Source organism: Citrobacter sp. XT1-2-2, assembly GCF_023516235.1.
Classification (GTDB): domain Bacteria; phylum Pseudomonadota; class Gammaproteobacteria; order Enterobacterales; family Enterobacteriaceae; genus Citrobacter; species Citrobacter werkmanii.
The window spans coordinates 558,905-579,929 of the sequence record NZ_CP097324.1 but is presented as its reverse complement, the minus strand read 5'-3'; the positions used below and the strand labels follow the sequence as shown (position 1 = coordinate 579,929).

18 protein-coding genes are annotated in these 21,025 nt (G+C 47.8%); 2 read left to right on the top strand and 16 right to left on the bottom strand.

Annotated features, from left to right (window positions below; all coding sequences use genetic code 11):
* The 13 genes from M4I31_RS02825 to rlmE all read right to left on the bottom strand — a co-directional run bounded on the left by M4I31_RS02825 (position 1) and on the right by rlmE (position 14,635).
* Positions 1-1,029, bottom strand: a complete 1,029-nt coding sequence (locus M4I31_RS02825; protein WP_085048653.1) for a type II secretion system F family protein — start codon at positions 1,027-1,029, stop codon at positions 1-3.
* Complete coding sequence (locus M4I31_RS02820; protein ID WP_170973651.1) at positions 1,013-2,371, bottom strand: ATPase, T2SS/T4P/T4SS family; 1,359 nt, start codon at positions 2,369-2,371, stop codon at positions 1,013-1,015. Before M4I31_RS02820 ends, M4I31_RS02825 begins: the two co-directional genes overlap by 17 nt.
* Positions 2,372-2,547: 176 nt before the next feature.
* Positions 2,548-3,156, bottom strand: coding sequence for a hypothetical protein (locus tag M4I31_RS02815; RefSeq protein ID WP_051594486.1), 609 nt, complete (start codon positions 3,154-3,156; stop codon positions 2,548-2,550).
* A complete protein-coding gene (locus tag M4I31_RS02810) occupies positions 3,144-4,040 on the bottom strand; it encodes a hypothetical protein (RefSeq protein WP_085048651.1) in 897 nt (298 codons plus the stop codon). The genes M4I31_RS02815 and M4I31_RS02810 overlap by 13 nt, the downstream gene beginning before the upstream one ends.
* Before the next feature lie 3 nt (positions 4,041-4,043).
* Positions 4,044-4,586, bottom strand: coding sequence for a pilus assembly protein (locus tag M4I31_RS02805; protein WP_085048650.1), 543 nt, complete (start codon positions 4,584-4,586; stop codon positions 4,044-4,046).
* Between the two features lie 12 nt (positions 4,587-4,598).
* Complete coding sequence (locus tag M4I31_RS02800; RefSeq protein ID WP_085048921.1) at positions 4,599-6,056, bottom strand: type II and III secretion system protein; 1,458 nt, start codon at positions 6,054-6,056, stop codon at positions 4,599-4,601.
* A 13-nt stretch (positions 6,057-6,069) separates the two neighbouring features.
* Positions 6,070-6,501: a TcpQ domain-containing protein gene (locus tag M4I31_RS02795; RefSeq protein WP_085048649.1), complete on the bottom strand. Its 432-nt coding sequence runs from the start codon at positions 6,499-6,501 to the stop codon at positions 6,070-6,072.
* Positions 6,502-6,531: 30 nt separating this feature from the next.
* Positions 6,532-8,415 (bottom strand): prepilin-type N-terminal cleavage/methylation domain-containing protein, encoded by a 1,884-nt coding sequence (locus M4I31_RS02790; RefSeq protein WP_085048648.1) that lies wholly within the window; start codon positions 8,413-8,415, stop codon positions 6,532-6,534.
* A gap of 116 nt (positions 8,416-8,531) precedes the next feature.
* Complete coding sequence (locus M4I31_RS02785; RefSeq protein WP_085048647.1) at positions 8,532-9,248, bottom strand: type IV pilus major pilin; 717 nt, start codon at positions 9,246-9,248, stop codon at positions 8,532-8,534.
* Positions 9,249-9,693: 445 nt separating this feature from the next.
* A complete protein-coding gene (glmM, locus tag M4I31_RS02780; RefSeq protein ID WP_038634228.1) occupies positions 9,694-11,031 on the bottom strand; it encodes a phosphoglucosamine mutase in 1,338 nt (445 codons plus the stop codon).
* Complete coding sequence (folP, locus tag M4I31_RS02775; protein ID WP_085048646.1) at positions 11,024-11,872, bottom strand: dihydropteroate synthase; 849 nt, start codon at positions 11,870-11,872, stop codon at positions 11,024-11,026. The genes glmM and folP overlap by 8 nt, the downstream gene beginning before the upstream one ends.
* A 99-nt stretch (positions 11,873-11,971) precedes the next feature.
* On the bottom strand, positions 11,972-13,906 hold the full coding sequence (ftsH, locus tag M4I31_RS02770; RefSeq protein ID WP_003025013.1) for an ATP-dependent zinc metalloprotease FtsH: 1,935 nt from the start codon (positions 13,904-13,906) through the stop codon (positions 11,972-11,974).
* A gap of 99 nt (positions 13,907-14,005) precedes the next feature.
* On the bottom strand, positions 14,006-14,635 hold the full coding sequence (rlmE, locus tag M4I31_RS02765) for a 23S rRNA (uridine(2552)-2'-O)-methyltransferase RlmE (RefSeq protein ID WP_006687879.1): 630 nt from the start codon (positions 14,633-14,635) through the stop codon (positions 14,006-14,008).
* A gap of 125 nt (positions 14,636-14,760) precedes the next feature.
* Between rlmE and yhbY the strand changes: the two genes are divergently transcribed.
* Positions 14,761-15,054, top strand: a complete 294-nt coding sequence (gene yhbY / locus M4I31_RS02760) for a ribosome assembly RNA-binding protein YhbY (RefSeq protein ID WP_003025016.1) — start codon at positions 14,761-14,763, stop codon at positions 15,052-15,054.
* A gap of 153 nt (positions 15,055-15,207) precedes the next feature.
* Here the strand turns inward: yhbY and greA are convergent, their stop codons facing one another.
* Entirely contained in the window at positions 15,208-15,684 is a 477-nt protein-coding gene (gene greA, locus M4I31_RS02755; RefSeq protein ID WP_003025019.1) for a transcription elongation factor GreA, read from the bottom strand.
* A 248-nt stretch (positions 15,685-15,932) separates the two neighbouring features.
* Here greA and dacB point away from each other — a divergent pair, with 248 nt between their 5' ends.
* On the top strand, positions 15,933-17,366 hold the full coding sequence (dacB, locus tag M4I31_RS02750) for a serine-type D-Ala-D-Ala carboxypeptidase (RefSeq protein WP_085048645.1): 1,434 nt from the start codon (positions 15,933-15,935) through the stop codon (positions 17,364-17,366).
* A gap of 36 nt (positions 17,367-17,402) precedes the next feature.
* Here dacB and opgB read toward each other — a convergent pair whose 3' ends face one another.
* Together opgB and cgtA are read right to left on the bottom strand one after the other, a co-directional pair.
* The gene (gene opgB / locus M4I31_RS02745; RefSeq protein WP_085048644.1) at positions 17,403-19,727 is read right to left on the bottom strand and encodes a phosphatidylglycerol--membrane-oligosaccharide glycerophosphotransferase; all 2,325 of its coding nucleotides are present in this window, start codon (positions 19,725-19,727) and stop codon (positions 17,403-17,405) included.
* Between the two features lie 123 nt (positions 19,728-19,850).
* A complete protein-coding gene (gene cgtA / locus M4I31_RS02740) occupies positions 19,851-21,023 on the bottom strand; it encodes an Obg family GTPase CgtA (RefSeq protein WP_038634240.1) in 1,173 nt (390 codons plus the stop codon).
* Positions 21,024-21,025 lie beyond the last annotated feature (2 nt).

The window sequence follows — 21,025 nt, the reverse complement described above, 5'->3', positions numbered from 1 at the left end:
TCATCCTACTGCACTTTTCGATAACGTATCCATTAATGAGAACAGCGCCAGAAACACCCAGATTACACTCCCGCCCAGGATAACGGTGGCTAAGTTCTTTAACAGTCCGGCAAGTTTTTTAATATATTCCTGTATATGTTCGCGGGAACGCTCCGATACCGAGAGCAAAACCTCATTAAACGAGGGGAGATCGGCATACAGGCTGATGTTGAGTAACTCTTCCGCGCCCATCAGTCCGGTATCGAGCGCTTTGCCATAATTCACGCCGTGCGCCATTTTCTCCAGCATGGTGAAAAGATGCCATTTTAGCCAACGGTTAGCATTGAGCTGAATAATTGAAAGCGCATCCGTCAGAGGAATATTGTTACTCAACATTAGCGACAAATTATTCAAAAAAATGGAGGAAGTTAGCTGCCGATAAGTTGAGAACGGCATAATTCTGTCGAGAACCTTATTCCTTATTGTGCCGCTAAAATTGGCCATTGTCAGCCGTGAAAAGATAACCAGAAAGATAAATCCCAGTAGAATTTTTAGCCACAACCCCTCGTAAAGTGCCACGCCAAAATTATAGAGATTCTGTGTCACGGTTGGCCATTTATCAATCGGCACAACGGAGGCAAAGGCGGGGAATACCTTTTGCGAATAGCCGGCAATAACAATTAACGACAAGGTAATCATTATCAGGGGAAATATAAGCGCACCGATGATCTTTTTACGCAGTTCATCGTTGTATTTAATAATCGAAACCAGGGTAAAAAATCCATCAGAAAGGCTGCCGCTTTTCTCCGCCGCGGTGATCACACTCAGTTCAGAATTCGGCACCATACCTTCGAAAACAGCCGCAACGGATGTTTCCTGCTTCATTTGCGTGATAAGATCCATCAACCGTTTACTAAAGGCTTTCCCCAGTAAAGATTGACCTTCTTTTTGCAGTTTTTGCATCGAATCATACAAAGGCAGACCGGCCTTAATCATGTCTGCGCAAAACTGGTAGATATAGATGCGCTGTTTCTTACTGAATTTTTTCAACGATCATCTCCAGATCTTCTGTTGGCAATACGCCAAATTCCATTGCGTACCAGCGCGCATCCACACGACCAAGCAGCACATGCGCCATGACTTTTTCACGGATCTCAAACCCTTCAGCAAGTCCTACCGCTGTCTTTCTTTTTTCCCGCCACAGGGTGTAAACATTAAGCCACTCCTGCCGGGAGATAGCCGCCAGTTCGTCATAGGTTGGCAAAAAATACTCCATCGCCAGCTGCCGTCCTTTGATACCGCTCTTCTTACACTTTACACACCCCTTCTCGCTTGCCCGGAACAGAGTAAAAGTGCGGCCGGAAAGGGTAATCTCTTCATGGACTTGCTTACAGGTATCGCAAAGCACCGGCACCAGTTTCTGACACTGCAACCCAGCAACGAAGCCTGGCGTGGAGAGCTTGTCACTGCTGATACCTAATGCGGACATACGCTGCAGGAGTGAAACGATATTGCCCGCATGCACGGTGGTAAAACAGTAATGCCCACTCTCAACGGCGCCCGCTAGGGCGTTAGCTGAAACATTGTCACGAATCTCCCCCACCATCAGTACATCCGGGTCGCGGCGTAACGCGGATTTAATCGCGGCGTGGAAGCCTCCCCCCTCGACGCTGACAACGGAGCTTTGCTTGGCGCCGTATATCTGATATTCCACGGGATCTTCGACCGTCAAAAAGCAGCCGCGATCGTCATAGCGGTTAATTTGTAGCCATTCCATCAGGTTTTTCAGCGTGGTGGATTTGCCCGAACCTGTCGTTCCCGCAATGACATACGCGCCATAAGGGTTGCTAAGGATCTTTTTCAAATCGGCAATTTCGGCAGACGAAACGCCTATTTTATCCAGCGAGCCCAGGTTATCTTTTTGCAAACCGGAAGGAATAATACGCAGCACAGCATGGTAACAATCCGCCGTTTCGCCAAAAATGGGAAAATGGGCATAACGGAAGCGGTACGGTTTACCGTTAAGACTGTAGAGAATATTCGCATTCTGCGGAATTGCCCGGTTCCATGTTGTATCTCTGGTTGTAGCCTCTACGTTGTACAAAACAAATACCAGTTCATCACACTGCTGTGATTTAATCTGCATAAACGGCATCAATACGCCATTTACGCGCGCCTCAAGCAACGCCAACACATCATTCCGTGTAATATGAAGGTCGCTGGCCCCCATATTTACAACGCGCTGTAAGATATTGACCAACTGTTTTTGCGTGTCTGTGATATCAATATCATTATGCGCAGCGTTAAGGGCTTTAAGAGAGATAAATTCCAGTATATGAAAATAATCTTCTTCCGTTACTATCGCCAGGCCAATGACTGGCCGTTTATGCATTGATTTCAGCCGGCTTATCTGGAGCTTGTATTCAAATAGCTTATCGATATTGATAGTGTGTACTAATAAATACTCATAACCATCATGAATAGCATTAATGCCTATTCCTTCAAATTCATGATATTCCCAAAGACCGGAAAATATATCTTCAGTCGTTATTCGTTTAAAATCTATATTCACGGGTTAGCTTCCTTAATTTGCAACCCGTTTTTACGATCTTTGGTTAAAATGTATTGTGCGCCGTCCATGGAAAATACATTTCCTGGAGTGACGTATAACAATGTATCACCGCGTTGATTAGCAATAGCAACCCGAGAAAGACCGCCAATGACTGATTCCAGTACTACGTGCGGCTTCGCAATATTATTACCTGTATTTACCGCAGGCGCGCTCTTTTCAGTCTTGATCTTCGCTTCGATTACGGGAGTTGGAGTTGCCCTCGCTTTTATTTTATCTTCACCGCGCAGCTTACGAATTTCGCTCAACATTTTTTCTAGTTCAACCTGTTGCTGTAGCTTGCGATATTCTGACTGATATAGATAATCCTGCTCAACGAGTGCCTGAATATGATCCTGCATCGTCAGTTCCGCTGACTGTTCATTCAGGGCTTTCTCATCGACATTTTTTACCTCAGGAGACGCAGCTTTCTCGCCATTGCCTACCAGCGCTGGTTTACCGGTCTGGTTTTTGGGTGCAGGCGGCAAGTCAGTAGTCGGAGCGGCCTGTACCAGTCCGGATCCCACCATTAATACTGCAAATATGATGATATTTTTTACGCTTTGCATACTAATCCTCCGGATACTTTTATTCCATCGTTAATTGTTTCAATCTTCCTGATAAGAAAGGCATCCCGATACGCCTGTTTATACAAGGCAACCTGTAATAATATCCCTTCGTTCACTGATGTGGAGTGTGGTTTTGTCAGCGTCATGTTCCACTCTGCTGAAAGCATACCGTAAGCCTTAACGTCCCCCGCTAATGTTTTTTCCAGCGCTGCGACTGTCGATTTAGGCAGGGTCTTAAATACAATCTCGCCATTTTTCTTTTTACCCTTTCCGCCCGTCAACGTTGAGTTATAGCTTTTGATATAAGAGATAACCTCATTACAGGAATATAACGACAAAGGTTTGTTCTTCTTATACGCGCTTAATAAGCCGTTTTCTTTGCGGGCAATTTTCATGTCATTGTATTCAAGTGAAACCCCATTCGACCTGTTCTTTCCTTTTTTTACAGGAAATGATGCTGCGTAGGTTTTACCAAAGAAAGTTAACTCTGGTTGCGTCAGAATAGCAGCGGGATCGATTTCAAAAGTCATGTGACACGACTTTAGCGAACAGCCATAACTTCGTCCCTCAACAGGAAGTTTAATCAATGCGAACGGAATAACGCTGCGATGAATTTCATCAATCAGGCGAATACCGAAATCAATACTCATTCCCTCTAATGATTTCTCATACCAGTCATGTACAGAAGCCTTATCGTTAAGCAGTTTCTGCGCAGCCTGCTGTTGCTGAGCAAGCATTTCGTCTTGCGGCATCTTTATAAAATAATACCAATAGCCTGCACCAGCGCCACACAACAGTAAAGCAATAACCAGAATAATAATTATAATTCGACTTGTAGAAAATATTCCGCTCTTACCTTTCCAGAAATAGAGACTTTCCAGCATAAATTACCCCGTCACCAGAAAATGAAGTGCTAAAGCAAGCAGCGCCAAAAATATCAGACCACCAGCCAGAATGGAGCTAATAATGAATCTGCGACGTCGCTTCAGAGAGAGCTGATGCGCCGCGCATTTCTCTATCACCACAGAAAGCTGGACTTCGGTCAGCGACGTCACTTCCAGGTGTTCATATTGTTCCGGGTGCCGCATGAGCTCATCAAACAGGCTGCGCTCTATAAAGCAATCGGTTCCACTGACAATCCGGCCACCATTAATAATGAGCAGATAAGTGAAATTATCATCACCATGTGAGAAATAGATGCCATCCCCAAATAACTCTTTAATATAAATCGCAAAAGGCTCATAAAGGGTAGAAATTTTCTCACAATAACCCACTGCTAAACGCCCGTCAGAATCTTTATAGATTACCCGACGATTAGCCTTTACCATTCCGCGAAAAGCTGCCTGCGCGCCAGGGTCAAGGTGAGACATACTGTCCGGTTCCCAGAGCAGACCGGTAAGGATATTATTATCCTGTAACAGTTTATCCATAACCATTTATTCCTATCGGGAAGTAATAGGCTGACGATAATAATCGACGCCAATTACCATGACGATCGTCGCAGATTCATCTTCATTTTTGTCACCGATACCCAAGACCTGATATTCCAGACCACCATTTTCACCTTTCACATCATACTTGCCTACCATTAGCAGATCGCCCGGCATAATAATTGACGAATTAAATGATTCCGTGGTGCTTACGTTCGGTAACTGCACATCATCATAAGTTTCAATGCCTTCCAGATACCGTTTTGTGAAACCACTCACTACCTCAATTCGACCATCTGAAAGCACGCGGGGGGTGATGATAAAACTGGTCCCTGTAATAATGGATGATGTTTCGACCGCGACGTTAACCTCACCATTGTCATCGACGGTACGGGTTTTGCTGGAGACGTAATTTTGCGACTTCGTCATATTCAGCGGTATCGCCATATTGTTACGCGTGATAAAGGAACCGCTTTGTAACGTCCGGTCACCCGTTAACTTATATAACGCATCCAGCCCGCTGCTGATATCAACATTGCTGTTTTTCCAGCCTGCCGATATGCCACCCGTTAATGAGTCCAGCAAACTTGAACTGATCTTCATGGTGTTTTGCCCATCATCCAGAGAGAAGTTAACGCCGGCAGAAAGCTGTTTCACTTTCGATTTATCGAGCGTGAAAATTTTATAGGTAACAATAAACTGACGGCTGTTATCCGCTTTACATTTATCTAACGCACGATTGAGCGCCTCATACTCTGACGGTCTTGAGTTAACCATTAAGACAGAAGAATCTTTGAATAGGTTGTAGTTTCCTGAAGAAATATAATTCTTCGCCATATCCTCCACATCATCCCAGAAAGATGATTCGAATTTGGTTTCGGTCTTTCCGGTCAACCCGCCGCTGGAAGTCGCCTCGTTACCAGAAAGATCCAGGTTCGTTTCTGTCTTATTGTTTTCACCATAAAAGTCCAGCTTAATGACATACGTTTCATAAACATTTATTTTAAGAACGTTATGATTATCAAGTTTTGGGCTTACGTCATAAAGAGAAGCGATATACTGGATAAACGCCTCAAAGGTGCCATCAAATTTTACGCTACGCGCCGTATTCCAGCTACCGCTGTTATTTGACGCACCGGCTTTTGCGCCTATCGCACTCTCGTTGATCCGGTAACTGATTCCCGTTTGTGCAGAGACAGCGTCCATAATGACTGCCAGCGTGGCGGGTTCATAGGATGAAATTTTGACATGTTTTCCCATGATTCGCTGCTGCTCAACGCTGTAATCCACCTTTTTCCCTATGTATGCGCGGTCGTACTTGATATACGGCTTCGCTTTTGATTCATCCTGGGTGGTCGCATCTTTAAAATGCTTCTGAATCTGGTTTTCTGAGTCATATTTTTCTTCAAAATCGCTGACACAACCCTGAAGAAAAATGGCTAATATTAACAACCCTGTCTTAATCTTCATCCCTGCACCCATTTTACATTTCATCAATAACAATAACGCGATTTTTTTGATATTTCTTGACTACCAGGCCATAATTCTCAGAAAAAAACAGCTCGCCAAGTTCTTGTAGGATCTCGTCATCCGATTTCCCTGCCAGCGTAATATTGTTATAAACCAGGTAATCTTTTGCACTGTTCCAGAAAAGCTTATAGCCATTAGCCTCCACCCATTTTCTGATTTCCTGGCTTAATAATTTATCTTCCTGAATTACCAGTGGCGGCGCTGAAGGCGCATCCGCGTGATAAGTGTCACCAGTAAACGGGTTTCTGCCGGTATGTTGAACAACCGCACCAGAAGACACTGGAGATGCCGTCATATGGATCTCTGATGAACTATTATTACTTGCCATAGCCTGCGGCAAAAGCATTACCGACAATAAAAGCAGGCAGTATTTCCTGATAATCATATTATCTTCCCTCTGTTTATCAGATTGCTATTATTTGTATTCTGTCGTCGTCAATAAATCATATGGCGTACCTGATTGCGGTATCGTACTGCACCATTTGGTAATAACATAAGATATTGTCTGCGGGTTTACTATGCTAAACCCTGCTCCCGTTTCTGAATCATACATGCCCATCGTTGCGGTCACTGCCCATACATACTTGCTGCCCGGGAATATGTATTTTTGCGCCACATTATGATCGACACGAGCCCCACTTGAAACGTCCATCTCAGCCAACTCTACCTGCACAGTAACGCCACCAAGCAAATCTACTTTCTTGCTATCATCTAATTTGGCGCGAGTCTCATTTTGTTTGACATAGCTACCAGATATGCCGCCATCGTTGTAAGCTGAGACAGAAGATATACTGGCAGACAACCGTGGATATAACGCCCGGGTAACTTTTGTTTTTTCCTTATTGCCATCTTCATCCAGGATTGCGTCACCGTTGGCGTCACGCAAAATAATTTCCTGTTCGATGACAGGGCAGGTCTGCACTGCAAATCGATGCATGCCAGAGTTTATTGAACTGTCATCATATGCTGCCACATAATCTTTCTTATCTGTAATATCCGCAGATAAAAGTTCATAACCAGAATATTCACTCACTGACGGAGTCACAAGTTCAAAAGCATCATATGTACTGGAAGGGTAATAATCCGAAATAATATCAAATCCAGCCATGCTGCTGCCATTCCAGGCATGATAAGAGGTATTATCATCCAGATAAAAATCACCCTCAATTTCTTCGTTATTGTTATTTTTGTATGTAAAGCGCTCAGGGTTACCGTCGGCGGAAAGCATTAAATCACCGCCATAATTACGCTTGAATAAAAAAACTGGCCGTGACGTATTTTCCATCACCAGATTGGCTTTTAGCGTACCCGTTTTGGTCTCATCACCATAATTCTCCGGATCGGTCATATCCAGCGAAAGGATCTGATCTTCGCCATGGGCACCTGTGCCTGCCTCCTGGTTGTAACACAGTTCAACTTTACTTGCCTGGGTGTTCCAGCATGCCGTGCCTGAGCCGCCGCCATTGCTCCCCTGATCGTTATCATTCATGTCAAAGGTGATGCGAATACCCAGTTGCTGACCCTTTCCCAGCGTTTCCAGTCGCTCCAGGTTAGAGGCCATATCGGAAAACTCGACTGGCGTACTGCCGTCAGATTCCGTTATCAGTTGCCAGGCATCCGCCGTCCTGGCCCGGCGAACAAGCATGATATGCGAAGCAATCATGCCTGAGTTATTTAACGCATTGTTAAACGCGGAGGCATAATTGGCAAAACTATACTTGTCGTTACTCTCCGTGTAGTTGAACGCAACAATAGCATCCATACGCGCAATCGTGCTGGAGGGGGTTTTAAGATCGTCAGAAGCAAACCCAATCCGTTCAATTTTCGCCGCGGGATTTTTAGCCGCCGTCACAAGTGAGCAGGGTAAATATTCTTGTGTCAGTTCAAATGTTGATTTAAGTGAGACGTTACAGCTTTTGCTGATGAACAAATAACGTTGTTGCTTTTGCTGATTCGCCCCCTCTCCCCACAAAAAATAGTTCGTCCCGGTCCCGGTATCAATGTCCGTAACGTTATTAGTTATCCGGTAACGATATTGGGAATCGGTACTGCTGCCTTGCGTGGCTTCATACAGTGGGTTATCTTTTTCACCGTCTTTTGTTTGCAGAGTTTCATCACGCAAATAATTCATCACGCCCTTCATCTCCTGGACAAGCGCGTTCGCGATGGTCTGGCGCATTTCTTTCGCTGCTTGTTTACGGGCATAATTGGTATACATAGCTAGCGCGCCACCAATGATTGCCAGTACAACAATAACTTCCAGTAGTGAAAATCCAGCCTGATGGTTTCGGGACCGCATACTAATTCCTGAAGAACATGAATCATTTTTATATAAATAATAAGTGGCTATTCACAGTAAATAGCCACTTGTTTTTATTCTAAAAAAGAACAGATTCTAATTTAGAGCACAAAGTATTATTTACTACCGAAGATAACACCGTTAATAGAACCCTGACCGTCACAGACGCCAGTTGCAACAATATCAGAAGGCGAAATATCACTCGAGGTCAGCGTCTTAAGAATTGCACCACTTTTACCCACACTGAAGTCTCGGTCAGCGATACTTGGTTCAGACCCGGCAGCGGCACCGGTATTGAGCGCTTCAACATAGTCCCACTGGTTACCCATCTGGGAAATCAGGTTACGACACTCTTCAGACGCCAGACCATTCACCACCACAACAAAGCCTTTTCTCTGAGAACTTGAGCTATCCGTTAACGCGTTATCCATCTGGAACGCATCGTTAGAGAAGCCGTTAAACGCTTCATCAGCAGAGATTTTACCCATACGTACCAGAGTGGCGATTGGCGAGTCATTGGATACAGAAGTATCATTGATATCGGATTTAGACAAACCTTTAATAGAATCGCTTTGCGCCGGATATTGAGCCTGATCTTTATAAGCTTCATTCATTGCAGTACGTACACTGGTCAAGTCATCCTGTACAGCAGACAAGTCCTGAGCCGTAAAAGCCCGCTGGGCTAAAATAACCACACCAGCGGCAATAACACCGATAATCCCTAAGACAATAATTATTTCCAACAGCGTAACACCTCGCTGTTTCTTCATCTCTTTTAACTTAGAGACCTTTTTGGTCATATTCCCTTTTATGTTTAAAACCATTGTACTCATGTTATACACCCTTATTAATTCCGTTAAATTCAGGCTTAGCCACCTGTTCGAATATTATTAATATGGAAAAATAAGAATGCAACAGAACGAAAAAAAACCAAGAATACATTTATATTCAGCAAACACATTTCATACATTATTTTTATAAAATTTATAGGAAAGTATAATTATTATGAATTAGTTAAACCAATAAAACAAAACGTACTTTATAGCTGTACTTTTACATGAGATGCGGAATATTTTCAATAATTAAATGTCAATCTTGATAAGTTTCTCTTCTTCCTTATTTATTAAGCCCTTATCGATAAAACAATACCGATAATACTGTCATTCCTGTTACTCTGGCATGAGAATGAAAAAAAATGCCCGGTTAAATTAACCGGGCGTCTGATAAAAAATTATAACGTTCTTTAATAGAGGTAAAACTAACCCCTATAGCTATGTATTAAACCGCTTTCACTGCATCTGCAATACGATGGGCGAACTCAGATACCTGTGCCTCGTCTTCACCTTCAACCATCACACGAATTAATGGTTCAGTGCCAGACTTACGCAGCAGGACGCGTCCACGATTACCCAGCGCCGCTTCAACGTCTGCCATCACCGCTTTCACATTGTCATTTTCCAGCGGATCGCCGCTACCTGCGGTGTAACGTACGTTAACCAGCAGCTGCGGGAACATTTTCATGCCGCTGCACAGGTCGTGCAAACTCATATGATTGCGCACCATCGCGGTCAACACCTGCAGACCCGCCACGATGCCGTCACCGGTGGTGGTTTTATCCAGCAGGATCACATGGCCTGAGTTTTCCGCACCGATACTCCAGCCTTTTTCCTGCATTTTTTCCAGGACATAGCGGTCACCGACTTTCGCACGGGCAAACGGAATGCCCAGCTGTTTCAACGCCAACTCAAGGCCCATGTTGCTCATCAGCGTGCCTACCGCGCCACCGCGTAGTTGCCCCTGACGCAGCGCTTCACGGGCGATGATATACATGATTTGGTCACCGTCGACCTTATTGCCTTCGTGGTCGACCATGATCACGCGGTCGCCGTCGCCGTCCAACGCGATACCCAGATCGGCTTTTTCCGCGATCACGCGCGCCTGCAAGGCGCGGACGTCGGTAGCGCCGACTTCTTCATTGATGTTAACGCCGTTTGGCTCACAACCGATGGCAATAACATTGGCGCCCAGCTCACGCAGTACGTTTGGCGCAATGTGATACGTCGCACCGTTAGCGCAATCCACCACAATTTTAAGCTCACTCAGGCTCAGTTCATTCGGGAAGGTGCCTTTGCAAAACTCGATATAGCGACCGGCGGCATCGACAATACGGGTGGCTTTACCCAACTCAGCCGAGTCCACACAGGTGATCGCTTTTTCCATCTCGGCTTCTATGGCTTCTTCAACCGCATCCGGCAGTTTGGTGCCGTCGATAGAGAAAAATTTGATCCCGTTGTCATAGTACGGGTTGTGCGAAGCGGAGATAACAATCCCTGCTTCAGCACGGAAAGCACGCGTCAGATAAGCAACGGCAGGTGTTGGCATTGGGCCAGTGAAAGAGGCAGAAAGACCTGCGGCAGCCAGGCCCGCTTCCAGCGCAGATTCCAGCATATAGCCAGAAATACGCGTATCTTTACCGATGATAATTTTTCGTGAACCATGACGTGCCAGCACTTTTCCCGCCGCCCATCCCAGTTTGAGCACAAAGTCAGGGGTAATTGGGGAGTCGCCTACGCGGCCACGGATCCCATCAGTGCCAAAATATTTACGATTACTCATAGCGTTTGTTTTCCTTTGCAGACAATGTGGCTTCCACCACACGCATCGCTTCTACGGTTTCTTTGACGTCATGGACACGGACAATCTGCGCCCCCTGCATGGCGGCAATCACCGCGCACGCAAGACTACCGTTCAGGCGTTCGGATGGCCCCACATTCAGCAGTTGACCAACCATTGATTTTCGTGACATTCCAACCAGCAGCGGCAGCTCAAAATGATGGAACTCAGCCAGGCGCGCCAGTAATGCGTAGTTATGGGTGAGATTTTTACCGAATCCGAATCCCGGGTCGAGCAACAATTTATCTTTTGTGATTCCGGCTCGTTCACAACGTGCTATTTGCTCAACAAAGTAACGATTTACCTCAGCGAACACATCCTCGTACTTTGGCGCTTCCTGCATGGTTTTCGGTTGCCCCTGCATATGCATCAAACAAACCGGCAGCCCGGTTTCCGCGGCGGCTTCCAACGCCCCGGGCTCCGAGAGTGAACGAATGTCATTAATGAGATGTGCGCCGACCCGCGCGCATTCGCGAATCACTTCGGGTTTTGAGGTATCGACGGAAATCCATACTTCAAAACGTTGAGCAATCGCCTCCACCACAGGGATCACTCGCTGCAGCTCTTCTTCTACGCTCACATCAGCAGCGCCAGGACGCGTGGACTCCCCCCCCACATCAATGATAGTCGCCCCAGCGTTAATCATCAGATTTGCGTGTTTTACCGCCTCAACCAGAGAGTTGTGCGCCCCGCCATCGGAAAAAGAATCTGGCGTAACGTTTAAAATCCCCATGACGTGAGGATGGCTGAGATCCAGTGAAGAACCCTGAGCAGAGAGTTTCATAGTTTTATCCCTGGTAAAAATCTTGAGTATGCAGATAAGAAAAACCCCGGAGCAAGCCCCAGGGTTTTCAATTAAAACACGGTCATCATCAACGATAACTTATTTGTCGCCCAGTTGCTCTGACATGGTGCCAGAGTCCGGCGCACGCGGTTCATCAACCGGACGCGGCGCGCTCGGCTTGCCGGTGCTGCCAGAGTTGTTGTTCGAAGAACCCGGTTCTTCCCAACCCGCTGGCGGACGCACATCGCGGCGAGCCATCAGATCATCAATCTGCGGCGCATCGATGGTCTCATATTTCATGAGCGCATCTTTCATCGAGTGCAGAATGTCCATGTTTTCGTTCAGCAGACGACGCGCACGGTCATAGTTACGCTCAATCAACAGCTTAACTTCCTGATCGATGATGCGAGCCGTTTCATCGGACATATGTTTAGCTTTCGCAACAGAACGTCCCAGGAATACTTCGCCTTCTTCTTCAGCGTACAGCAGCGGACCGAGTTTATCGGAGAAGCCCCACTGAGTAACCATGTTACGCGCCAGGTTAGTCGCGACTTTGATGTCGTTCGACGCACCGGTAGAAACATGTTCAGCACCGTAGATGATCTCTTCCGCCAGACGACCGCCGTACAGCGTGGAGATCTGGCTTTCCAGCTTCTGACGGCTGGCGCTAATTGCGTCGCCTTCAGGCAGGAAGAAGGTCACACCCAGCGCACGACCGCGCGGGATAATCGTTACTTTGTGTACCGGATCGTGTTCCGGTACCAGGCGACCAATAATCGCGTGGCCAGCTTCGTGATACGCGGTAGATTCTTTCTGCGCTTCCGTCATCACCATGGAACGACGTTCCGCACCCATCATGATTTTGTCTTTCGCTTTCTCGAACTCAACCATCGACACGACGCGCTTGTTGCCGCGAGCAGCAAACAGCGCCGCTTCGTTCACCAGGTTCGCGAGGTCAGCACCGGAGAAGCCAGGCGTACCACGCGCAATGATTGCCGCATCGATATCCGGAGACAGCGGTACGCGACGCATATGCACTTTCAGGATCTGTTCACGACCGCGAACGTCCGGCAGACCAACCACAACCTGACGGTCGAAACGGCCTGGACGCAGCAGCGCAGGGTCAAGAACGTCCGGACGGTTAGTTGCCGCGATAACGATAATACCTTCGTTACCTTCGAAGCCGTCCATCTCAACCAGCATCTGGTTCAGGGTCTGCTCACGTTCATCGTGACCACCGCCCAGACCAGCGCCACGCTGACGGCCTACGGCGTCGATTTCATCGATGAAGATGATGCACGGTGCCGCTTTTTTGGCCTGTTCGAACATGTCACGCACACGAGATGCACCCACACCCACGAACATTTCCACGAAATCAGAACCGGAAATTGTAAAGAATGGAACCTTCGCTTCACCGGCGATAGCTTTCGCCAGCAGGGTTTTACCGGTACCCGGAGGACCGACCATCAGGACGCCTTTCGGGATTTTACCGCCCAGCTTCTGGAAACGGCTCGGTTCGCGCAGGTACTCAACCAGCTCAGCAACCTCTTCCTTCGCTTCGTCACAACCCGCAACGTCAGCAAACGTGGTTTTGATCTGATCTTCCGTCAGCATGCGCGCTTTGCTCTTACCGAACGACATGGCGCCTTTGCCACCACCGCCCTGCATTTGACGCATGAAGAAGATCCAGACACCAATCAGCAGCAGCATTGGGAACCAGGAAATGAAGATAGAAGCCAGCAGGCTCGGCTCTTCAGGCGGCTCGCCGACAACCTTGACGTTTTTGGTCAGCAGGTTATCAAGCAGCTTCGGATCGTTAACCGGAATGTAGGTCGTGTAACGGTTACTATCTTTCTTGGTAACGTTAATCTCACGTCCGTTGATCTTCGCTTCACGAACCTGGTCCTGATTGACCTCTTGCAGGAAGGTAGAGTAATCAACCTTACGGCCATTAGACTCGCTGGGCCCAAAGCTCTGGAATACTGACATCAGCACAACGGCAATGACCAGCCAGAGAATTAGGTTTTTCGCCATGTCACTCAAGGGATTAACCTCATATTACAACTGTGTTAAAAACAGCGTCAGGATACTCTATATCCAGTTTCTTTCAAACTTTCGTTTGAAATCTACCGGTTATGGTTTACGCCCGGTCGCTACAATATACACTTCACGCGAACGGGCGCGAGAAGAGTCCGGCTTACGAACTTTGACCTTCGTAAACAGGGAGCGAATCTCTCTTAGATACTCATCGAAGCCTTCGCCCTGGAACACCTTCACTACAAAACTACCACCTGGCGCTAAAACATCTCGAGCCATTCCAAGCGCCAGCTCTACCAGATACATGGCCCGGGGAATATCCACCGCCGGTGTTCCACACATATTTGGTGCCATATCAGACATGACAACTTGTACTTTACTGTCACCTACGCGTTCAAGTAACGCTTGCAGGACTAATTCATCACGAAAGTCGCCCTGAAGGAAGTCCACACCAACGATTGGATCCATAGGTAAAAGATCGCAAGCGATAATGCGGCCGCTGTTGCCGATCTGCGTAACCGCATATTGCGACCAGCCACCCGGTGCAGCGCCGAGATCAACAATCGTCATCCCCGGTTTAAAAATTTTGTCACTTTGCTGTATTTCATCAAGTTTAAACCAGGCACGGGAACGTAACCCCTTTTTCTGCGCCTGTTGAACATATTTATCGCTAAAGTGTTCCTGAAGCCAGCGACTCGAGCTGGCAGAACGCTTTTTACCTGTCATTTCACATTCCCAAAGGGCAGTTCATCGTAACCAATGGTGTAAATTTCTACACAGCTATTTGGTGATATATGGGAGATGGCGGTAGAATGACCCGTTTTCAATCCCAACGTAAGCAAAAATATACGATGAATCTGAGTACTAAACAAAAACAGCACCTGAAAGGTCTGGCACATCCGCTCAAGCCGGTAGTTATGCTTGGCAATAATGGTTTGACCGAAGGGGTACTGGCCGAGATTGAACAAGCGTTAGAGCACCATGAACTTATCAAGGTGAAAATCGCCTCGGAAGATCGCGATACCAAAACCTTGATCGTGGAAGCTATCGTACGCGAAACCGGCGCCTGCAATGTACAGGTCATCGGCAAAACGCTGGTACTGTATCGCCCGACTAAAGAACGTAAAATCTCGCTGCCACGCTAAGAATATCCCAAAGTCGCACACGAAGTTTGTGTAAAACGCGGGTTTTTCCGCTAGCAGGAGAGCAAAATGCCACGCTCTCTTCGTTGATAAAAGGCCGCTATGCGGCCTTTTTCCTTTCTTTACAATGTATCAACATCTTAACCAAGATGCGAATTACAGGTATTCGACCTTCGTTACTTCATATTCAACTTCACCGCCCGGCGTTTTGATAACGACGACGTCATCCTGCTCTTTGCCAATCAGGCCACGAGCAATAGGCGAGTTCACTGAAATCAGGTTCTGTTTAAAATCAGCTTCATCATCGCCGACAATACGCCAGGTCTGCTCTTCGTCATTATCGAGATTCAGAACGGTAACCGTCGCGCCGAAAACAACACGACCATTGTTCGGCATTTTAGTGACGTCAATCACCTGCGCATTGGACAGTTTAGCTTCGATATCTTTAATGCGTCCTTCGCAGAATCCTTGCTGTTCGCGAGCCGCGTGATACTCCGCGTTCTCTTTCAGGTCACCGTGCTCACGCGCTTCCGCGATAGCGGCGATAATTTCAGGACGGCGCACAGATTTCAGAAAATCCAGCTCTTCGCGCAGTTTTTCAGCACCACGTAAGGTCATCGGGATAGCTTGCATTTGTTATACCTCTTGAACATTCCTGTAGGGGGCGATGCTTCTCACCCCGGCTGCTAAGCCCACCCTGGCATACGCCATGCCAGAGTCAGAAGCAAAAAAATACCGACCCGGGGCTCAAGGTCCCAGGTCAGCTACAATTCTCTATTTGATGATCATTTTACCCTGGAGTTCCCTATGGGTCATCGTTTACTTTTTGGGGCGTTGCGCCGTAGTATGACGGCCTGTTTCCAGGTTGTTAGCGCGAGATTATGCGATTTCCCAGATTTACCATTGGATTGACTGCCAGTATAGCGTTCAGCGTTCAGGCTGCGAATGTCGACGAATACATCAACCAGCTTCCTGCCGGGGCCAACCTCGCCCTTATGGTACAGAAGGTTGGCGCATCTGCACCCGCTATTGATTTTCATAGCCAGCAGATGGCGCTCCCCGCCAGTACCCAGAAAGTGATCACCGCGCTGGCGGCGTTGATTCAGCTCGGGCCTGATTTCCGTTTTACCACCACGCTTGAGACGAAAGGCAACGTGGAAGGCGGCGTTTTGAAAGGTGACTTAGTGGCGCGATTTGGCGCCGATCCGACGCTAAAACGCCAGGATATTCGCAATATGGTAGCGACTCTGAAAAAATCTGGTGTGACGCAAATTGCCGGAAATGTTCTGATCGACACCTCTATTTTCGCCAGTCATGATAAAGCCCCCGGTTGGCCCTGGAACGACATGACGCAATGTTTTAGCGCCCCGCCTGCCGCAGCCATTGTCGATCGCAACTGTTTCTCGATTTCGCTCTACAGCGCGCAAAAACCGAACGATCTGGCATTTATTCGCGTGGCATCCTACTACCCGGTCACCATGTTCAGCCAGGTGCGAACCCTCGCGCGTGGCTCTGCCGAAGCGCAATATTGTGAACTGGACGTGGTTCCAGGCGATCTCAACCGCTTCACGCTGACCGGATGCCTACCCCAACGCGCCGACCCGCTGCCGCTGGCGTTCGCCATTCAGGATGGCGCCAGCTATGCCGGGGCGATTATCAAAGATGAGCTAAAACAAGCGGGTATCACTTACAGCGGCACGCTGCTGCGCCAGACGCAGGTCAACGAGCCGGGGACCGTGGTTGCCAGCAAACAGTCAGCGCCGCTGCATGACCTGCTTAAGATTATGCTGAAAAAATCGGACAACATGATCGCCGATACCGTTTTCCGCATGATTGGCCATGCACGATTTAACGTCCCGGGCACCTGGCGGGCAGGTTCCGATGCCGTACGCCAAATTTTGCGTCAGCAGGCGGGCATCGATATTGGCAACACAATTATTGCCGACGGTTCTGGTCTCTCCCGCCATAACCTGATTTCCCCGGCGACCATGATGCAGGTGCTGCAATATATCGCTCAGCACGATAACGAGCTGAACTTTATTACTATGCTACCGCTGGCGGGCCATGACGGCTCCCTGCAATACCGTGCGGGCCTGCATCAGGCTGGCGTGGATGGCAAAGTATCGGCGAAGACAGGCTCACTACAGGGCGTCTACAACCTCGCAGGCTTCATCACCACGGCAAGCGGTCAGCGTATGGCATTTGTGCAGTATCTGTCGGGCTATGCGGTACAGCCGGCTGACCAACGTAATCGGCGTATTCCGCTGGTACGCTTCGAGAGTCGGTTGTACAAAGATATTTATCAGTCTAACTAAGCGGATGCAGGGAGCGGTAACGCTCCCTCGTCGTTTCTAATCGTTTACCGGGATTATCCGCAGCTCGGTTAACCCAATCCCCAGCTTCCTTGGCGGAGCGGATTTAGGAAAACCGATATAATTTCCCTCGTTACTCAACTCCGGATAAGGGGGGACAATCGTTAGCGTATCGAGTCTGTCAGGATTCGTCATATGTAATATCACCGTTTCCGCCTCTGCGTGCAGGGTGAGATAGTGGGTACAGGAACCGATGGAAACGGGAAGCGGTGCACCAATATTTTTGCCAAAGGCTTTTGCCTTGATCTCAACGTCAAATTTCGCGGGCAGTGGTTGGTTATAGGTGATAGCCACCGCGGGTGACAGGTTCGCATCTGACCACCGTCCCCAGTATTCTGGATGCCCCACTCCTGTTATTGATTTCACAAATGCAGGCAGTCCTTCCGCCGCAAACAGTATGCGATCGGACTGATAGCGGACATCCTTTGCGGAAAGTAATAACCGCGCCTGGATACGCTGAAAGCGTTCATGATTCGTTTTGCCCGGAAATTCACTCATCCCGCCTGAATAATCTTCAGCCGTTATTTTTTCGATGTGAGTCTCGCTACCGGCTTTCCCAGAGGCAACACACCACCCAGTATTGACGGCAGAATCCGGTTGCCATACGGGGCCAATGCTCAGGCATTGATCTATCCAGATAAATTTATGGCCTTCAGGCAGAAATCCCAGGGTATTCCTTAAAGACATTCCCACATCATTCCCGTCATCGACAACCGGCCAGACTCGTCCCGGAGATACTTCCAGTAAGGCGGGAATAGGGTATTCAAAACTATCAAAACGCAGCAACTTTCTTCTGGTATCAACGGTAAAATTTTTAATGGACTCGGGAATTCCCCAACGGGAGCGGATAGCAGGCCCCCAGGCTAACAACTTATTTTTAAAGTCGTCAAAAACCGCTGCCAGTGAAGGCTGACTTAATGAACTTCTCCCTAAGCCTATTGCATTATCGCCCCCCATCAGCTCAAGCACCGTTGCCCCATTATCTAACGTGCTTCGCTTATCGGCGATAACTTTCGGCGTCACGCCATTTCTGAAAACCACAAATAAATTGCGACGAGGCATTTTATTTAAATAATCCACAGCAGCCGTCATATTTTGCATTACCAGATGATCGGATGAGAGAACAATAATTGTATTACTGGCCCAGGGCGAAGCCTGTATCCGTCTAATGAATTTAGCGATTTCCCTTTGGCTACAAAGCACAGAGGTTAACGCATCGACTTCGCTACCATTTTTTTTATAGCTGACAGGACAGCTCGTGGGGATATAACCTTCAGGGGGATGGGTATCCAGCGTCAACGTGAATAACGCAAAAGGCGTTTTTTGCCGGGACAAATGCTCAAACTTGCGCCAGACCTTTTCCAGCAGCATATCATCATATAGCCCCCAGGCATTCTGGGCGGAAAAATCCTTCTCCAGGCCAGACTCCGCCAGTCCCCAGGCATGGTCAATGCCGTGCGTTTTAAAAAACACATCCTTATCGGCGAAACGTAAATCAGCGCCCTGCATAAACCAGGTTTCATAACCTGAATTTTTCAAAATATCCCCAAGGCAGACTGAAGAGGAAAAGAAGCCCAGACTTGCTTTCTTGCCACTTAAATCGGTCGGTGCAAACAGCGGAAGACCACACTGCGATGCCACGATCCCTGCTATGGTAAAATCCGTCGCCGGATACTGTTCTGTGCCACTAAAATCCAAGCCATCTTGTTTCAGCGCCGTTAAATCAGGCAGCAACTGAGGAAATGTGTCTTTATCAAAGTAGGTTCTTTCCAGGCTTTCTGCATAAATATATACCAGATTATATTTTGGATTATTTATCCTGGTATCTGGCGTAATATAGTAGCGCGAAAAATCGGAGCCATCTACTTCTGCTGGCGGCTTGTTATAATTAGTGAATTGTAATAACGCCGGAGAGATGCCAACAGCAAAAAATGTCAGCAATACGGCGGTTATCGAAGCGTAATGTTTTCTCTCTTTTTGAACATTTTTACCTTGCATGAATCGCCAGCTCAGAAAGAGTAGCAGTCCAATCAGCAAGACAGCAACGACAAAAGGCGCGACGTAATCTTTAAAATCCGCGCCATAAAGCGAGCGGGTCAAAGTATAAATAACAGCGTCATTAACCCCTTCGCCCGTAAAGTAATAACAGCCTAACCAAAACAGGCTTAAAAATAAAGAAATGCACTGAGCAAGTAAAATAAGAGAGGCGTAATAGATTGCCCTATAGCCTTTACTTTTATAAATCAGGGCGGCCAAAACCATTGAGGCCAGTGATATAATAATTGCTACAAATGAGTATTGCATTACCTCGTCTCATACATGCACGCTAAATGAGGAGGAATTATAATTGGTCGTTTAATGCGGGAACATCATTAATATTTTTTTCAGAATATATAAATAAAAGGGCTGGTAAACCAGCCCTCAAAATCAACGCTTATAAATGAACTCAACGCCTTCTTCGTCGTCTTCGTCCCAATCGTCATCCCAGTCATCTTCCGCTTCGTCTTCGACTTCAGCGAGCTGCTGGCGGTGATAATCATCCCACATGAACTCAACTTTCTCTGGCTGTTTCGCTTCTTCAGCCTGAACAATCGGGTTCTCAATGATAAAGGTCATCACATCCCAGCACAGATCCTTCACGCCCAACTGGCTGGCGGCGGAGATCAGGTAATATTTACCTTCCCAGCCCAGCGCTTCAGCGATCGCTTTCGCTTTCTCTTCCGCTTCGGCCTTGTCCAGCAAATCAATTTTGTTGAACACTAACCAGCGCGGTTTAGACGCCAGATCCTGACTGTACTTTTCCAGTTCGCCAATAATGATACGGGCGTTTTCTACCGGATCGGAGCCATCAATTGGATCGATATCGATGAGGTGCAGCAGCACGCGGCAGCGTTCCAGGTGTTTCAGGAAGCGAATCCCCAGACCCGCGCCTTCAGCCGCGCCTTCAATCAGCCCCGGAATGTCGGCCACTACGAAGCTCTTTTCGTTGTCCATACGTACCACGCCCAGGCTTGGTACCAGGGTGGTGAACGGATAATCGGCAACTTTCGGCTTCGCCGCGGATACCGCACGGATAAACGTCGATTTACCGGCATTTGGCATACCCAACATACCTACATCCGCCAGCAGCATCAGCTCCAGCAACAGATCGCGCTTATCGCCCGGTGTCCCCATCGTTTTCTGACGCGGAGTACGGTTGACCGAGGATTTGAAACGGGTGTTACCCAGGCCGTGCCAGCCGCCTTTAGCGACCATCAGACGCTGACCATGCTTGGTCATGTCGCCCATGGTTTCGCCGGTGCCCTGATCGATAACGCGCGTACCGACAGGCACTTTAATCGTAACGTCTTTACCGCGTTTACCTGTGCAATCGCGGCTCGCGCCATTCTGACCACGTTCCGCACGGAAAGATTTTTCAAAACGGTAATCGATCAGCGTGTTCAGGTTTTCGTCGGCTTCCATCCATACGTCGCCGCCATCACCGCCATCACCGCCGTCCGGGCCGCCTTTTGGAATATATTTTTCACGGCGGAAGCTCACGCAACCATTACCGCCATCACCTGCAACGACCAGAATCGATGCTTCATCAACAAACTTCATTT